We start from the raw sequence: 15,287 nt of genomic DNA, 5'->3' as shown, positions 1-15,287 counted from the left end.
ACCAGCCGCAGGGCAAGGCGGTCGTTCACACCTCAGATCATGAACCAAGATCCAACCAGCCACGTGAGACACCCTCTAAGGCGGCTTGGTCGACCAGTTCGCGGATGGCCGTGGCGTAGGCGGGCCAGCTCTCTCGGGCGGGGCACCCGCCCAGCCGGCGGCCAGTCGGGGCGCCCGACCAGGCCCGGAAGACGGCATCTCCCGGGACGCTCGACGCCCCCGACAACCATCAGTGATCGCCAGCAACCTGCCGACAGGCCAACCCTCCAGCCTGCGAGCCACTGACACTGCGCATGTCACCGCCGCTAACACCGCGACCGTCACCCCGACCGAACCGCACATCCCAACAACCGCAGCGCGATGGTCTCCGTGAGGGCCCGCATGATGCCCTCCGTCAGGGCCAGCGCGAGGGCCACCGTGATGCCGGGGCGTGCACGCTGAAGGGTTGAACTCGCGGCGACCCGCGGCGCGCCGGGCTCCGGGCGATTATGGCGGTCGCCGTGTCCCGCCGGCCATCGCGATGGCACCCACGACGGCCGCCCAAGGCCGGCGCCAGGCGACGCGGCCCGGACCGCCCCACCCACGCGACGCCCGCCAGCGGCGCACTCCAATGTCGAACCAGCGGCCCCCGACGCCGACCGCTCCGCACCGCAAGCAGTCCCGTCCGCTGCGAGACCCGGGCCGGGCAGCATGGAGAGCACCGTCCAGACCACCTGGCCGCTGGATGATCGGCGCTGACGTCACCCGCCAGCCCCGACGAGGCTCCCTCGATGACGGAATCACTGGAAGATCAACAGATGCTGGTGCACCGGGGAGACGGCCTCAGGGCAGCAGGCTGAACGTCCGGTTTGGCTTGACGACGGTGAAGTGGCGTCTGTCGACCGTCGCGACCTCGTCGATACCGAGACGTTCCGCGCACGCGATCACGGAGGCGTCGACGGTGCCGAGCGGAAGATTCTGGTACCGGCCGACCAGGTCGGCGATGCGAAGCCAGTCGGTGCCTCACAGCGGCCATCGCGCCCTCGTGATCGACGCGATCCGCAGCAAAGAACGGTCCGACCGACCTTGGCCTGGGGTTTTGCCAGCTCCTCCGTGCTCGTTGAGCAGATCGCGGAAGGCGGGCCGACGGATGCCGAGAGGCCAACGACGAAGTTGGGAGGCGCGCCTTCTATCCGGGTGGCCCGGTCGGGTCGGGGGTTGTGACCGGTCCGGTTCGTGCGGCGAGAAGCGCGGCGGCGGTGGCGACGGCAATGGTGATCAGGGCCCCGAGGATCAACGCGGCGGGTTCTCCGTTGGCGAGCAGGTGCGCCTGGGTGCCGAGGGTGGCTGCGGCGACGGGTACACCGAGCTGGGCGCTGGCGAGTGCCCCGAGGGCAGCCGGCTGACCGGTCACTCGCGTGGCGAGGTGAGTGAGCGCGGCGCCGAGGCCGAGGGCGACGCCGAGGCCGATCAGGGCAGGCCGGTCGGCGAGGGCGGCGAGGTCAAGGGACGCGCCGAGCCAGACGAAGAAGACCGGACCGAGGAATCCTTCCGTCAGGGCGAACAGTTGTCGGGCCAGCCTGCGCGGCTCCCCGACGGCCGCGACGGCCAGGCCGAAGCAGAACCCGGCGAGCATGATCGAGACGCGGGTCGCCTGCGCGAGGGCAGCGAGGCCGAACAGCAGGGCGAGGCTGAGCCGCAGTTCCAAGGCGAACCTGCGCCGCTCGGACAGCTTGTGCATCCGCCGCCGCCAGCCGCGGCGCTCGACCAGGCGCAGGACGGCGTAGAGGACGACGGAACAGCCGATGACGGCGAGTGCTCCGAGGGCGGACCGGCCGGCCCGGCCTGGGTCGATCGCGAGTGGCAGCGCGACGATGCATGCCGCGTCCGCGATCGCGACCTGGGGCAGCAGGCGCAGGATCGGGGTTCCGGTCAGGTGCAGGGTGTCGATGATCGGCAGGATCAGGGCGGCGGATGAGGAGGCGAGCAGTACCACGTAGAGCGGGACGTGGCCGGTGTGGAACCCCCGGGCGATGCCGAACGCGACCGGGACCGCGGCCGCGCCGACCAGGATCGCGCGCTGGGCGCCGACAGCTACCGCCTCGCGTAGCGCGGGGTCGCGGATCGGGACGTGTGAGCCGGCGACGAACATGACGAGCGCGAAGCCGAGGTTGGCCAGGAAGGTGAACGTCGGGTCGGTGGCGTGCAGCACACCCAGGCCGGTCGACCCGAGCGCGACCCCGGCGACCAGTTCGCCGACGACGACGGGCAGCCCCCATCGCCGGGACAGTCCCAGCAGCGGACCGGCGAGTCCGGCGACCGAGATCAGCGCGAGTATCGCCAGGCTCATTCGCGGGCTGCCGGCTGCGTCCAGGCGTCCGGGCGTCCGTCGTCGAGGGTTGCGATTCGGCGCGGGTCGTCGGTGTTCTGGTCGGGCTCCTGCGGGGAGTCCGTCCAGCGGATGTCGGGCATGACGTCAGCTTCCAACCGCGCGGCCCGCTGGCGCGACGCGAGGGTCGGGCCACGCCGGGTGTCGTCGATCGCACTTCCCGACGATCCTCAGATGGTCCTCAAGACCACCAACGTCGCGCGCGGAGCAGCGCGGAGGCGACTGTGTTCCCGGTCGTAGGAAACGCAGAATGATCGCGACGGCCCGGGCACTGCGGGTGGCAGTGAGATCGACCGCCCGATTACCCGATCAGTGGCATCTCGTGCCAGGCGGACCATTCGGACGACGACTTCCAGTTCGGCAGGCCATCGTCCTTGAGCCAGTTCCACGCGTGGTACACCCTGCCATCGGTGGTCAGGGTGAAGATTTCCTGGTGGCGGTCGGAGTGGGAACCCGCCGCGACGGTGGCCGCCGTCCCGGCCGGGGCAGAGCCCGCGTTCCACTGGGTGGGAGTAGGCATGTCCGTCCAGTCTGACCAGTTTGGGTCCGGCCAGTACCAACGGTGTCGCAGCCGGCCAGAGGCGCTGACCGCGAAGATTTCGAAATGTCCTTTTGTCAGTGACGACACCGCCACATCGGTGGCTCGCATGTCAAGCCCGCCCAGTTGACCCCAGTCGGACCAACCGGGGCCGGGTATCCACCAACGATGCCAGAGCTCGCCGTCCGCGACGGCAACCAGTTCCTGCTGCCCCGGGGAGTGTGAACCCGCGGCGATCGCGCTCAGCGCTCTGTTCCCGGGACCAGCCATGTGGTGCCAGTTGGACCAGCCGGCTTCCCGGTTCCACCAGCGGTGATGGAGCCGTCCCGCATCGTCGATGGCAAAGATCTCCCAGGCGCCAGACGAATGCGAGGAAAACGATAGGTCCTTGATCGTCGCTCCGAGAGCTGGCATTTCGTGCCAGTCGGACCAGCCGCCGTCCCACCACCGGTGGTGCACGACGCGGCCGATGGCTACGGCGACCTCCTGATGACCGTAGTCGTGGGATCCCGCAGCGACGGCGGCAACCTGGCCGCCGGGTCGCCACATGTTGCTCCAAGCGGACCAGCCCCGGTCCTGAATGAGCCAACGGTGCCATAGCTGGCCAGCGTCATCGACGACGAAGGCCTCGAGGTGGCCTCCCATTGAGGAGCAGGAGATCGGTGCGTTTATCTTGCTCGGGTCACCGGAGTCGTCGCCGAGACGACTAACCCACCGACGGAAGACGATATTTGCGGGATACCGGCGTAGCGCGGCTGCGAGTATTCGCGCACGACCGTCCTCGACAATACCGAACGTCAGCTCGCGGTTGACCTCTCGCCAGAACCGCTCTGACGACGCGTCTTGGATTGGCAAGAGTTCGGGTGGGAGCCCTGCCTCGTCGAGCAGGTGCCGTGCCGATGTCCGGTCGTAGAATACCTTCGCAAGCTCGATGATCTCGTCGTCGTGCAGTGGTTTCTGCGCCCCACCCGTTGGCTGCATGGCCATCAGTCTGCCACTGGCCGGCGACTTAGGACGATCGGGTTGGAGCGAACGCATCCAGACGCATTGAACGGCGCCCTCCAGGGGCTTGGTCAAACGCTGAGGCCAGGTCGAAGGTCGGCATGCCCCGAGTCACCGTCACGGCCCCGCCGACACCGGGTTCCGACCGAACGGTCGTCCACGCCGGGCCTACGCCCAACAACTCCCCGACCATGGCGGCGCTGGAGGGAGCAGACGGATCGCACATTCATGGTCGGCGTCGAGGCCGAGTCCGTCGCGGTGCCGGTGTATTTGCTGATGTTGTTGGGAACGCCGCGACCACGAAGGCGGCCAGGTCGCGCCGACGAGACGCAGGTGGCACGGCAGGCCGATCAGGGTCGCGCCCATGGCGATCTCGACGACTCCGGAGGCAAGGACGGTAGTGTCCTTACCCAGCGGCATCCAATCGGGGACCTGCGCCTGAAAATCCTCGGCGCGAACGACAGATGGCCGGTCGCGACGCTGACGGTGAGCAGATCTGACTGTTCGGTTCTCGAACACGATCGGCGACGTTCATGGCAAAGGGCGTCGACTGTCTTCGGTCGCGAGGCACGGTCGGGGCTGCGGGTCGCGTGCTGCGCCCGATGCACGAGGGCCCGTAGGTGGGCGTTGACGGCCTCTGGCTGTTCGAGGATCACTGCGGGCCCGGCGCCTTTCTAGATGGCGAGTTCGGCATCCGGCAGGGCGTCGGCCAGAACTCTGCTGTGTTCGATCGGCGTCATGACGTCGGCGTCTCCGACGAGCAGCGAGGTCGGCAGCGACCGTAGCGCCGCGACCGCCTCTAACCGATCATGGTCGAGAATGGTCGGAAGGACGCGCCAAGCGGGGGAACCGGCGTCGCCGCGATCATTTCCTCCAGCCGGTCGATGGCCGTCTCCGGTACGGCGGCCGGGCCGAACCCGAACCGCCGCGTGAGAGCCCGCAACACGGGGCCGCCTTTGCCACGCAGCCGCTCCAGTGCTGACGGCGTGTACGCATTCCCACGGCCATGGGCGACAGGACGTGCCGTACCGCCGTCGTCATCGCGGCGGGCAGCCCGAACGCCGGCCGCGGCAAGCCGTGGCACACGATCCTCATCCACGTTGATCTTGTCGGGAGGACCGACCACCCCGGGCGCCCGTTCCCCCTGCGCATTCGGTGATCAAGGATGCCTTGATCACTCGCTGCGCAGGCAAAACGTCGTTCGCCACCCCAATTTGCCCCCTTTATCCCTGCGCAGTTCTCGATCAAGGTGCAGTAGCTTGGCCAGCTAGCCGGATGATCGGCGTCTGCGCAGGCCAGGCGCCCGGGATCTCGGTGCGGCCGTCGGCGGTGGCCTGGTCCTGAGCCGCGCCTCCGCGCGTCAACACACGGCGGGACCGTCGGGCAGATCGACGGCGGTCCAGGCGTGTCCTCGTCCTGGGCCGACGGCTATTACCAGCTCATCGCTGGTGGTCATGGTGGTCCGCAGGCCCCTCGCTGGTCCAGATGAGCTGTTCGTAGTGGGGGCAACCGTCCGGCGGTGCATCGCGGTGGTGGTCGAGGGTGTGTTCGAGCAGCGCGCGGGCCGCGAGGAGCCGATCGGCCTGACCTGTAGGGACTCGATCTGTGCCTCGATCACCCGCTTCCAGGCGGGGTCTGGACGGCTGGCCAGCAGGTCGGCGATGTCGTCGAGGCTCATGAGGGCGGATCTCTGCCAGTAGCGGATGACGGCCAGCCGGCGGATCTCGGCCGGGCAATACCAGCGGCGCCCGGCGGACTGCACCGCCGGGGCGATCAGGCCGCGCTGCTCGTAGTAGCGGATCGCCGACGCGCGCAGCCCGACGCGACGGGCGACCTCGTCGATCGGCACGAGCTCCTCGTCCACCGGCCCCGCCTCAATTGGTGGTTGCGTTCAAGCTGGCTTGAACCGACACGATCGTTCCAAACCCGACGACGCCCACAACGGCGCTGTCCGAGAAGGGGGAATGACCGTGGCCAACGAACAGGCACTCGACTTCGTCTGGCGCCACCCAGACGCCGCAATGATCACGCTGCGGCCCGACGGCACGGCTCATATGGCTCGGATCGAGGTGGCCGCGTTCGACGGGAAGGTCTGGGCCACCGGCACCGGGCCTCTGGTCCGGACGAAGAACCTGCGCCGCGACCCGCGCTGCTCGCTGTTCGTCTTCGGCGCGCATCCGCACTGGCTCGGCCTGGAGACAACGGCAACGATCACCGAGGGTCGTCCGCGCCATCACCTGGACGGTGCGTCGTCCTCTGGGGTGCGGCAGACGGCCTCGATGTTGTTCCCGTCCGGGTCGCGGACGAAGGCGCCGTAGTACGACGGGTGATACTCCGGCCAGAGCCTGGCGGTATGCAGCACCTCCGCCCCGGCGGCGACCGCGGCGGTCTCGAAGGCGCGCACAGCGTCACGGTCTGGCGCGGCGAAGGCGATGTGTGCCTCCCGCGCGGTCCCGGTCGTCGTCACGGGGCCGAGCCAGAAGGTCGGTCTGGTGGCGCCGAACCCGACGACGGTGCCGGTGTCGCGCTCGAACTGCACCAGCCGACTGCCACCGAGCGGAGCAAGGACGGTCTCGTAGAACGAGGCGCTCGCCAGAACGTCGGAGACCTGAAGCGCCAGGTGATCAAGCATGCGATCGAGTCTTGCAGGCCCGCTCCGTGCTAGCGCTGTCAACGGCCACGACGTAGCGTCGAGTGATGGGCGCGAATCCGCAAGGACAGTCGTTCGTCGGGACTGACCGCGGTGGCTTCGCCGCCGCCGGGCTGGTGGAGCTGGTCGAGGGCGGCATCACCGACGACGAGCTGGCCGCGCTCGCGCTCGCCGCCGACCCCGACCAACCGCTCGACCCCGCCGCCCGGCCCGACCCGGCCTTTCGTCGTGGCGGCCCGCTGCCGACGTCGTACATGCCGCCGTCGACGACCGGTCCGCGTGCCCACGGTCGGGTCACGACTGTCGTGGCCCTGGTTCTCGTCACCGCGTTCACGACGATCACCGCCCTGGGTTTCTGCATCACCTACGGCGCGCTCTCCTTCGCCTGACGTCCGGGCGATCAGCCGGAGGCCGGCTGATCGCCCGAACACCGATGTCAGCCGGTGACGCGGGCCGGCTCGGCGTAGGCCAGCAGGGCGGCGCGGTCCTCGGGTAGGACGAAGCCCGCCCTGATCGCCGCGTCCGCGCCAGCGTTGTAGCGCTGCTGGTAGTCGGCGACGCCGCCCGGGTAGAGCTGGGCGATGCGCGCGGCCGACAGCGGCTTGGTCGAGCCGAGCAGCAGGCAGATCGCCGACAGGTTCGGGCCCGGGTCACCCGAGAGAACCTCGACGGGCACGTCCACGGGCGGGGTGCGGATGCCGCCGAGGGCGATGCCGTCCGAGTTCCGGCTAACCGAGGGGAACAGGCCGTCCTGGATGGTGATCCGGGGTGCGGTGACGGGGACCTGGCCCGTGTTCACCCAGACGTTCAGCGCGTGCAGCGCGGCCTTGGCCACGATGTGCATCGGGCCGTTGTTGATCGGTACGCCGCAGTCGATCGAGGCGGCGGCGGCGCCGAGCAGGTGGGCGTCGGCGTGCGCGGTGCCGGGGACCTCCCACAGCCGGAACCTGTCGCTGTCGGGCTGCCGCGCCTTCGCCGAGCCGAGAATGCTGGTCAGGTCCGTCTCGGTCTGGATGTCCATGACTGGCGCGGGCACGTCGGTGCGGAAGGTCGTCGTCGTGCCTCCGATCAGCGCGCTGGAGAGGTCAGCGCTCTTGCCGGGATCGACCAGCGGGAGACCCGCGGCGCCCCGGCTGTGGACGAAGAAGCCGTCGAACTCGTCCGTCAGCGGCTGGACGCCGTTGTAGTAGGTCACCATCGCGAAGGCCGACTGGGACTCGCCCGCGGCGATCACGTGCCGCGGCGTCAGCCCGCCCAGGCCTGCGCCGGCACGGACCGCGCGGGCGACCTGGGTGAACATGTCGAACGAGTAGCCGTCACCGGGGTGGGTCAGTGAGCCGTACCGGGCCGGGTCGATCGTCTTCAGTCCTTTGCCGGCCTGGTCCGAGCCGGGTCCGGGGGCCTGGACGAGCACCTGTCCGCCGATCACGCCGACCTGCTGGGCCGACACACCGACCCAGACGTCCCCGCTACGGGTGATCTCCTCGGACATGTTGTCCCACTCGGGCGCGGCATCGACGCCACCACTGACGTTCAGCCACTCGACGATGACGTTGCCGCTGAACTTCGCGGCGTCCGCCGGACGGCGCACCAGCACCCTGGTCCGGTAGGCGGCCGTGGTGTTGGGCTGGAACGTCCACAGGCCGTCCCCGGTGAGCGTTCCGGCGGCCTTGTAGTCCGTCGCGGTCCCGGCCGCGGCGAACTCGTCCTGGGTGTAGCCGAGCTGGCCCAGATCCTGCGAGACGGCCGTACCTAGGTACACGCCGTTCCCGCCGGTCAGCCGTTGCGAGAGGTCCGCCGCCGGTCCCGGCGGTGGCGTGGTCGCCACCGGCCCGCCGCCGCCCGGCAGGGCCGGGACGCAGGAGGCCACGGCCACCATGCCCAGGCAGGCGAGGATCACCGCCGGCACTAACCGCCAGCGTCGGCTCCGACTGCCTCGGCCGTAGGCCGACCCGGCCGGTCCGGCCCGACGATGGGCCCTTTCTTTGGGGATTCTCAGGCTTGCCATGAGGTGGTCTCCTGTCGACCGTCGCGGGCGCGGCCCGTGGCCATGAAGGGATGGAGGAATGCGCGGCGGCAACGTGGCCGGGCGCGGGGTGAACCGCCGACCGCCTTTCCGGGGATTGCGCCGGGCACGCCAAGCGTAGGTCGACGACGCGAAAAGATCTTTGGCGAATAATCCGGAAATCGGCGGGAGCAGCTATGACCGATGACAACCCAGCTGGTCGACGATAAAACAGTTTATGGCAGCGCTAACCCACCCGCACGACAGGCATTGGCGTCGACGCGGGCGGACTCGAAGCGTAGGCAAACAAACCGAGACAGAAAAGGGGCCGCGAATCTCACTTCGGCCGGAATTCTGGTTAAGCGCTACCGCGTCCCGTCAGGCTGGCGCCCAGGCGATGAGCGATCTCCGGAGGTAGCGGCAGCGGGCGCTCGTCGGGCAGCAGAGCCCGGGCACCCGCGAGGTCATCAGCCTGGACCCGGGCGTGGATCTCGTGGGCGAGTGGTGTCACGTCACGGATCGAGCGGATCCAGGAGGACACGTAGCGCCGGCTGGCCTCCGGGCCAAGACCGATCTGGATGGCGCGCCGGCCGGTAGGGCGCAACTGCAGGTCACGATCGGGGTCCCACTGGACCCGCACCGGCGCCGCCGCCAGCGCCGCCCGCCAGGACTGCTCGTCCGCGTGCGGCCCGGGTTCGAACGAGCTCAGGCACGCCCGGGCCAGGGCCCACAGCAGATCATCCCGGCCGATCTCGACCGCCAGGACGCGCTCCTGATCCGGCTTCGTCGCCCAACCACAGCGGTACATCATCCACAGGAACGATGGCTTCACCCACGTCATCCGGCCGACCCGGAACGGTTCGACGAACGTCCCCGCCCGCAGCGCCGGCTCGGCGATCGCCGGCGAGTAGGCCTGATAGACCGTCACCGTCTCGCCGGTCTGACTCGCCAGGAGCTCACGCCTCCCGGCACCATCAGCGGTCCGCCGGTCGACCGAGCCCTGCCCGCCGTTCGCGTCGATCTCTTTGTGGGTTGTGACTTCTCTCATCTCGCATTGCAGGATATCGGTATGACCCCGGACCCGTCATTTCCTTTTCCATCGGGACGGCCCCGGCGGCCTCACCTTCAGCCGCCGCGTGGCGCGCCGGGAAGCTGGCCGCCGCCGGGAGATGTGGTGGTGTCGACGCCGACGGCGAGTGAGACCGTGTAGCCACTGGTGGTGTTGCCGGTCACGGTGCCCAGTTCGTGGACGCCGCCGTCGTCGCCGAAGACGTTGTCGCTGGTGAGGCTGACTCTGGCCAGGTTCGTGACGGACTGCTGGTAGCCCGGCTGCGCGTAGACCTGGTCGCAGGTGTTCTTGGGGAGCGCGACCTGGGATGTGGCGATGGCCTTGGTGCTGTCGGTGATGCTGGCCTGGTCGGGATAGACCTCGAAATGGATGTGCGGCCAGCGCCCTGAATAGCAGGCGGGAAAGATGCTGGTGAAACGCACGACGCCGTCCGTGCTGGCGACCTGGACGCCGCGCAGGTAGTTCTGGTCCGTAACACCGCTGGAGTAAAGCGAGTAACGACCCTCACGGTCGCAGTGCCACACGTAGACTGCCGCTCCTTTGAAGGGAGCGCTGTTCACGAGGTCGGTGATGGTCAGCTCCAGGGTCATCGGAACACCCTGAGCGGAGCCGGTGGCCGTGCCGAAACTGGAGCGGATGTCGCTGCGGACGATCCCGCTCTGCTCCAGCACGTCAGGGCCGTTCGACCCGTCGCCCGGGTAGGGCCCGGCGGTCTCCTCGGGAATCTCGTCGGCTCCGCCACTGGTCGACGCGGACGCGGACGCGCTCGCCACCGCGCCGGTCGACGCGGTCGACGGGGCCACGGATCCTGCCCCGCAGGCCGTGAGGCCGGCCGCCGCGGCCCCCAGTCCAAGCAAGGTGAGCAGCCGTCGACGGCTCGGCACGGCGCCGAGGTCGAAGGCCGCCGGCTGGACGGCCGCGTCTGGTTCGATTCGCTGGAGTGAAGGCCGTCCCTGCGTGCTTCCTCGGTGGTCCGATGGGTCGTCGGCCATGTGCTCTCCTCTGCCGTTCGGCTTCCGCTTCCCCGCAGCCTGGCGGAACGGCCTGAGTGTTCCCTGTGAGCATCCTGTGGCCTGGCTCTACAACCGTGTCGTTTCGCCGACGTCGACCCCTTGACGGCTGGCGGTACCTCTCGCGCCGACCGTCCGCCAACCCGGCCCTCTGTCCAGCGCCTCGCGGCAAGATGGACGGTCCGTTCAGGCGAGGTTGTCCTCGACGGCGGCGAGGGCGTCGCGGGCGCCCTGGGTCGGCGCGATGGTGACGAGGGCTCGGTAGAGCCGGAGCAGGGCGTCCCGGTCGGTCACGCCGGTCCGTCGGCGGTCGGCGTGTACCGACTGGATCGCGGCCTCGAGCTGGAACCGGCCGGCCGGGTACCCGAGCGCATGAGCACGGCGTAGATAGGCCTCGCCCTCGCGGATGAGGGCCGCGTCCCAGCGCCGCGGGTCCTGGTCGGCGAAGGGCACGAATACGCCCTCAGGCCAGCGCGCGGGAGCGCGGGACGACGACAGGGCGATGAGGGCGGCGAGCCCCCACGCTTCGGGCTCGGTCTTCAGCAGCGCCGCGACGGTGACGGCGAGATAAAGCGACTCCGCGGCGAGCGACTCACCCGGTGCGCCCTGGGCGTCCGGCGCGCCGAGCGACTCCCAGTCGATCGTGTAGGCGCCATAGATCGCCTCGAGGACGAAGCCGAGCCGTTCGGGCAGGTCCGCGCGGGTCGGAATGGCGAACGGTATGCCGGTGGCACGGATGCGGCGCTTCGCCCGGACCAGCCGCTGCGCCATCGTGGCCGGCCGCGCCCGGAACGCGGTGGCGATGCTGGCCGCGTCGAAGCCGAGCACGGTGTGCAGCATGAGCGGGGTCCGCGCCTCGGGCGCGATCGCGGGGTGGGCGCAGGCGAACAGCAGTTCCAGCCGCTTGTCGGGGATCGTCTCCGGATCGACGGCGGCGAACGGATCGATCGCGACGGCCGCCGCGGAGTCCGCGTCGACGGCCGCGTCCAGCGGCAGGGACGTGCGGTGGGCCGCCGACCTGAGCACGTCGCGCTGCCGGTTGCGGGCCACGGTGAGCAGCCACCCTTCGGGATTGTCCGGGATACCCGAGCCCGACCAGGTGCGCAGCGCCTGCTCGAAGGCATCGGCGAGCGCGTCCTGCGCGAGGGCGATGTCACGGGTCGGCGCGGCGAGCAGCGCGACCAGCCGCCCGTAGGAGGTCCGCGCCGCGCCCTCGGCGGCGGCGCGAACCTCGTCGGGGACGCTCACAGCCGGGCTGGTCACTGCCGCGCCCGCCACCCGCCGTCCTGCCAGTGGGTCATCCCCGGCCGTACCTCGACGGGCCCCCACGCGACCGAGGGTGCCTGCTTCGCCCACCCGAGCGCCGCATCCAGATCGGCGACGTCGATCACGAACGTGCCGGCCAGCTGTTCCTTGGTGTCCGCGAAGGGGCCGTCCTGAATGCGGAACTCGCCGTCGACGCTCCGTAGGGTCGTGGTCGCCGAGGAGTCGGCGAGCACCTCGGCGGAGATCAGGAGACCCGCCGCATCGAGGTCGGCGGCGTACTTCTGGAAGGCGGCCATGCCCGCCTGGACGGTGGCCTCGTCGAGCTCGCCCGCCGCCATCGCCTCCGGGTAGTGCAGCAAGATCGTGTAGCGCATGAGACGTCCTCTCGATCCGTTCGATGCTGACACCTCAGTGACGAGCAGAGCAGCAGCGAATCGACAGGCCAGCGAAAGAATCTGGACGTCACCCGCGCGGCGTCGCGGCTTCGGCGTAGCGGGCGCGGGCTGCCGCGACCTCGGCCGCGTGGGCGATGGACCAGTGCAACAGGGCGTCCAGCGGAGCGCGCAAGGTGATACCCAGGGCGGCGAGCTGGTATTCGACGCGGGGCGGTACCTCGGGGTAGACGGTCCGGGTGATGAGCCCGTCCTGTTCGAGGTGACGCAGCGTCTGGGTGAGCATCTTCTCGCTGATCCCCTCGATCCGGTTGCGGATCGCGGCGAAGCGGTGCGGGCGGCCATCGCCGAGCTCGGCCAAGATCAGGACGGACCATTTGTCGCCAATGCGGTCGAGCAGGTCTCGGGACGGGCAGCCTCGGGCGTACGGGTCCCACGTCGGCGCGTCGGTGGTCACGCCCGCCTCGATGGTCACGGTGGCGACGATAGCAGAGCGCACCGTACGGTAAGTACCCCACCTTGAGGTAGGTACTTCCCAATGGAGAGCATCCTGCGTTGAGTGGTGGGGACAGACCCTCCACCACCGAAAAGAGCAGATCGTGTCCCTTGTGATCACCGGTGCGACCGGGCACCTCGGCCGTCTCGTCATCGATCAGCTCCTCGCCGCCGGGGTGCCGGCCGGGCGGATCGTCGCGACCGGACGCGATGTGACCAAGCTCGGGCTGGTCGCCGAGCAGACCGGCGTCACGATCCGTACGGCCGACTTCACCGGTCCGGCCAGCCTCGTCGAGGCGTTCCGCGGCGCCGAACGACTCCTGCTGGTCTCGACGACGACCGTCGGGCAGCGGTACGACGGTCACCGTCGGGCGATCGATGCCGCCGCAGCGGCCGGCGCCTCACTGATCGTCTACACCAGCATCCTCAACGCGGACAGCGCACGGATGCGACTCGCCACGGAGCACCGCGACACCGAGCAGTACCTGCGGACCGGTCACCTCCCGTACGTGATCCTGCGCAACGGCTGGTACCTCGAGAACTACACCGACCAACTTCCCGTCATTCGCCAGCACTCGGCGATCCTCGGTGCTGCCGGGAACGGCCGGGTCAGCGCTGCCAGTCGGGCTGACTACGCCGCCGCGGCCACGGCCGTCCTCACGGGCGAAGGACACTCCGGCGCCACCTACGAACTCGGCGGCGAGGCGTTCACTCTCACGGAGCTCGCCGCGACGTTCGCCGAGGTCCTCGGCACGCCTGTCGCCTACCGCGACCTGCCGACCGACGCGTATGCCGCCACCTTGGCCGGCGCGGGGCTGCCCGCCGACTTCGCGGACGTGCTCGCCGACGCCGACGCCGGCCTGGCCCGCGGCGAGCTGTTCACCGACCGCCACGACCTGCGGGACCTCATCGGCCGTTCGCCCACCACCAGACTGCAGGCGATCCGCGTGGCCACGGCGGCCAGCGCCGTCCCGGCGACATAGTGATTCCGACCCGGAACGCCCGATAGCGGGCCGGCGCGGGCAGCCGCGGCCCGCGTCGGGAACGCCTACCGACAGCCTCGTGACGTCCGGGTGACGGCCCGGATCGGCGGGCGGCCCGCGGAAAGGACTTCTGGGGCACCCCGCTACGATCACGGCCAATCCAACGACATTCCGCCGGATGGTGGGCGGAGGTCGGCGGCCAACGTTTCGGGTTGGCTGGGCGTCGGGTAATGGGGGGTTTCGTTGTCGACGGGTACGGAACACGAGCGCGCGGGAGTGGCGATGAGCAGGGACCGTTGGCTTTCTCGCCTCGCTGGTGGGCGCCTCGTGAGCAGCCGCCCGGTGGGTCGCCTCACGCGGCTCGCCACCCGGGCCTGGTACGTGGTGGCGGCGGCGGGTGCGTTGGCGTTGGTGCCGGCGAGCGCCGCCTCGGCCGCGACGCCGCTGGCGGCGGCCAAGAAGCACCAGCGGAACGGTGGCCACGTCGCCATCGGGCTCATCGTCGTGCTGGTGATCCTCGTCCTGCTGTACCTGCTGTTCCGGGTGGTGCGCAAGCGTCTTCGTGGCTAGCGTTCGGTCGAGATGACGAAGAACAGTGAGACGCCGGGCGCCAACGCGACCGCGCCCGGCGCGCTGGTGACCGGGGCGTCCAGCGGGATCGGCCGGGCGACGGCGATCGCGCTGAGCGCCGCCGGTTACCGGGTCGTGGGCACCTGCCGGGATCCGAAATCGCTCGCCGACCCGATCGACGGCGTCCACTACGTGAGCCTTGAACTGGGTGACGCGGCGAGTATCGAAGCCGCAGCGGCGGCGGCCCTGGACCGGCTCGCGGGCACGATCGACCTGCTCGTCAACAATGCCGGCGAAAGCTGGGTCGGTTCCTTCGAGGAGACCGACGCCGACACGCTCACCCACGTGTTCGCGGTGAACGTCGTCGGTACGGTCGCGCTCACCCAGCGATTCCTGCCGGCGATGCGAGTTCGGGGGCGCGGCCACGTCGTGAACGTCGCCTCGCTGCTGGCGGAGTTCCCGGTCGGCTACCGGTCGGCCTATGTCGCGTCGAAGGCGGCGCTGCGGGGATTCACACTGGCGGCCCGCCAGGAGCTCGGCCCGCTCGGCATTCGAATCTGCCTGGTCGAGCCGGCCTACTACAAGACCGGTGTACGGGTGAACCGAAAGGGCAGCGGGCCGGGGCCAGGCTCTCCGTACGCGGCCGGGTTCGCGTCCGTGCAGAAGGCGACCGCCAAGGGGGACGACCTGGCCGGCGATCCGGCCGACGTCGCCGCCCGCATTCTCGCCGTCGCCCGCGACCCGGACCCGGCCCCCATCCACGCGGTCGGCAGGACAGAGCCCTACCTGCTCCAGGCCCGCCGCCTGCTGTCGAACCGGGCCGTCGAACGCCTCATGATGCGCCGCTACGGCCTGGGCTAGGAACGGCCCGTAAGACGACGGTGGCCGGCCCGGGGCGGGGGGCGCCGCGCCGGGCCCGGGGGGGTTAAAAAAAATGCG

At 70.0% G+C, this 15,287-nt stretch carries 17 protein-coding genes; 6 read left to right on the top strand and 11 right to left on the bottom strand.

Annotated features, from left to right (window positions below; translation table 11 throughout):
* Positions 1-1,168: 1,168 nt before the first annotated feature.
* The 3 genes from I6A60_RS38380 to I6A60_RS38375 form a co-directional block, all read right to left on the bottom strand.
* Complete coding sequence (locus I6A60_RS38380; RefSeq protein WP_203025428.1) at positions 1,169-2,329, bottom strand: cation:proton antiporter; 1,161 nt, start codon at positions 2,327-2,329, stop codon at positions 1,169-1,171.
* Positions 2,326-2,451, bottom strand: coding sequence for a hypothetical protein (locus I6A60_RS43060; protein ID WP_255545452.1), 126 nt, complete (start codon positions 2,449-2,451; stop codon positions 2,326-2,328). Before I6A60_RS43060 ends, I6A60_RS38380 begins: the two co-directional genes overlap by 4 nt.
* Before the next feature lie 218 nt (positions 2,452-2,669).
* Positions 2,670-3,887 (bottom strand): effector-associated domain EAD1-containing protein, encoded by a 1,218-nt coding sequence (locus I6A60_RS38375; RefSeq protein WP_203025427.1) that lies wholly within the window; start codon positions 3,885-3,887, stop codon positions 2,670-2,672.
* A 1,027-nt stretch (positions 3,888-4,914) separates the two neighbouring features.
* Here I6A60_RS38375 and I6A60_RS38370 point away from each other — a divergent pair.
* Positions 4,915-5,067 (top strand): hypothetical protein, encoded by a 153-nt coding sequence (locus tag I6A60_RS38370; RefSeq protein WP_203025426.1) that lies wholly within the window; start codon positions 4,915-4,917, stop codon positions 5,065-5,067.
* Between the two features lie 201 nt (positions 5,068-5,268).
* Here the strand turns inward: I6A60_RS38370 and I6A60_RS38365 are convergent, their stop codons facing one another.
* Positions 5,269-5,772, bottom strand: coding sequence for a MerR family transcriptional regulator (locus I6A60_RS38365; RefSeq protein ID WP_203025425.1), 504 nt, complete (start codon positions 5,770-5,772; stop codon positions 5,269-5,271).
* A 100-nt stretch (positions 5,773-5,872) separates the two neighbouring features.
* Here I6A60_RS38365 and I6A60_RS38360 point away from each other — a divergent pair, with 100 nt between their 5' ends.
* The gene (locus tag I6A60_RS38360) at positions 5,873-6,226 is read left to right on the top strand and encodes a pyridoxamine 5'-phosphate oxidase family protein (protein WP_238437116.1); all 354 of its coding nucleotides are present in this window, start codon (positions 5,873-5,875) and stop codon (positions 6,224-6,226) included.
* Here I6A60_RS38360 and I6A60_RS38355 read toward each other — a convergent pair.
* A complete protein-coding gene (locus tag I6A60_RS38355) occupies positions 6,142-6,540 on the bottom strand; it encodes a VOC family protein (protein ID WP_203025424.1) in 399 nt (132 codons plus the stop codon). The two genes, I6A60_RS38360 and I6A60_RS38355, sit on opposite strands and share 85 nt — an antisense overlap.
* Positions 6,541-6,605: 65 nt before the next feature.
* On the opposite strand from I6A60_RS38355, the gene I6A60_RS38350 reads away from it, so the two are divergent.
* Positions 6,606-6,947 carry a hypothetical protein gene (locus tag I6A60_RS38350; protein ID WP_203025423.1) on the top strand — a complete coding sequence of 114 codons (342 nt, stop codon included), beginning with the start codon at positions 6,606-6,608 and terminating at the stop codon, positions 6,945-6,947.
* A gap of 47 nt (positions 6,948-6,994) precedes the next feature.
* On the opposite strand, the gene I6A60_RS38345 is transcribed toward I6A60_RS38350, so the two are convergent.
* The 6 genes from I6A60_RS38345 to I6A60_RS38320 form a co-directional block, all read right to left on the bottom strand.
* Positions 6,995-8,566, bottom strand: coding sequence for an alpha/beta hydrolase domain-containing protein (locus I6A60_RS38345; protein WP_203025422.1), 1,572 nt, complete (start codon positions 8,564-8,566; stop codon positions 6,995-6,997).
* A 355-nt stretch (positions 8,567-8,921) separates the two neighbouring features.
* Positions 8,922-9,611 (bottom strand): DUF4291 domain-containing protein, encoded by a 690-nt coding sequence (locus I6A60_RS38340; protein WP_203025421.1) that lies wholly within the window; start codon positions 9,609-9,611, stop codon positions 8,922-8,924.
* 77 nt (positions 9,612-9,688) lie between these two features.
* Positions 9,689-10,624, bottom strand: a complete 936-nt coding sequence (locus I6A60_RS38335; RefSeq protein WP_203025420.1) for an intradiol ring-cleavage dioxygenase — start codon at positions 10,622-10,624, stop codon at positions 9,689-9,691.
* Positions 10,625-10,828: 204 nt separating this feature from the next.
* A complete protein-coding gene (locus I6A60_RS38330) occupies positions 10,829-11,920 on the bottom strand; it encodes an RNA polymerase sigma factor (protein WP_203041823.1) in 1,092 nt (363 codons plus the stop codon).
* Positions 11,902-12,282, bottom strand: a complete 381-nt coding sequence (locus I6A60_RS38325) for a YciI family protein (RefSeq protein ID WP_203025418.1) — start codon at positions 12,280-12,282, stop codon at positions 11,902-11,904. Before I6A60_RS38325 ends, I6A60_RS38330 begins: the two co-directional genes overlap by 19 nt.
* A gap of 88 nt (positions 12,283-12,370) precedes the next feature.
* On the bottom strand, positions 12,371-12,775 hold the full coding sequence (locus I6A60_RS38320; protein WP_307874085.1) for a helix-turn-helix domain-containing protein: 405 nt from the start codon (positions 12,773-12,775) through the stop codon (positions 12,371-12,373).
* Between the two features lie 124 nt (positions 12,776-12,899).
* On the opposite strand from I6A60_RS38320, the gene I6A60_RS38315 reads away from it, so the two are divergent.
* The 3 genes from I6A60_RS38315 to I6A60_RS38305 all read left to right on the top strand — a co-directional run bounded on the left by I6A60_RS38315 (position 12,900) and on the right by I6A60_RS38305 (position 15,209).
* Positions 12,900-13,778, top strand: a complete 879-nt coding sequence (locus tag I6A60_RS38315) for an NAD(P)H-binding protein (protein WP_203025417.1) — start codon at positions 12,900-12,902, stop codon at positions 13,776-13,778.
* Positions 13,779-14,060: 282 nt separating this feature from the next.
* Positions 14,061-14,348, top strand: coding sequence for a hypothetical protein (locus I6A60_RS38310; protein ID WP_203025416.1), 288 nt, complete (start codon positions 14,061-14,063; stop codon positions 14,346-14,348).
* A gap of 12 nt (positions 14,349-14,360) precedes the next feature.
* On the top strand, positions 14,361-15,209 hold the full coding sequence (locus tag I6A60_RS38305; protein WP_203025415.1) for an SDR family NAD(P)-dependent oxidoreductase: 849 nt from the start codon (positions 14,361-14,363) through the stop codon (positions 15,207-15,209).
* The last annotated feature ends 78 nt before the right edge of the window (positions 15,210-15,287 follow it).

It is taken from the genome of Frankia sp. AgB1.9, from assembly GCF_016786355.1.
In the GTDB taxonomy this organism is placed as follows: domain Bacteria; phylum Actinomycetota; class Actinomycetes; order Frankiales; family Frankiaceae; genus Pseudofrankia.
This window is presented reverse-complemented; position numbering and strand designations above follow the sequence as displayed.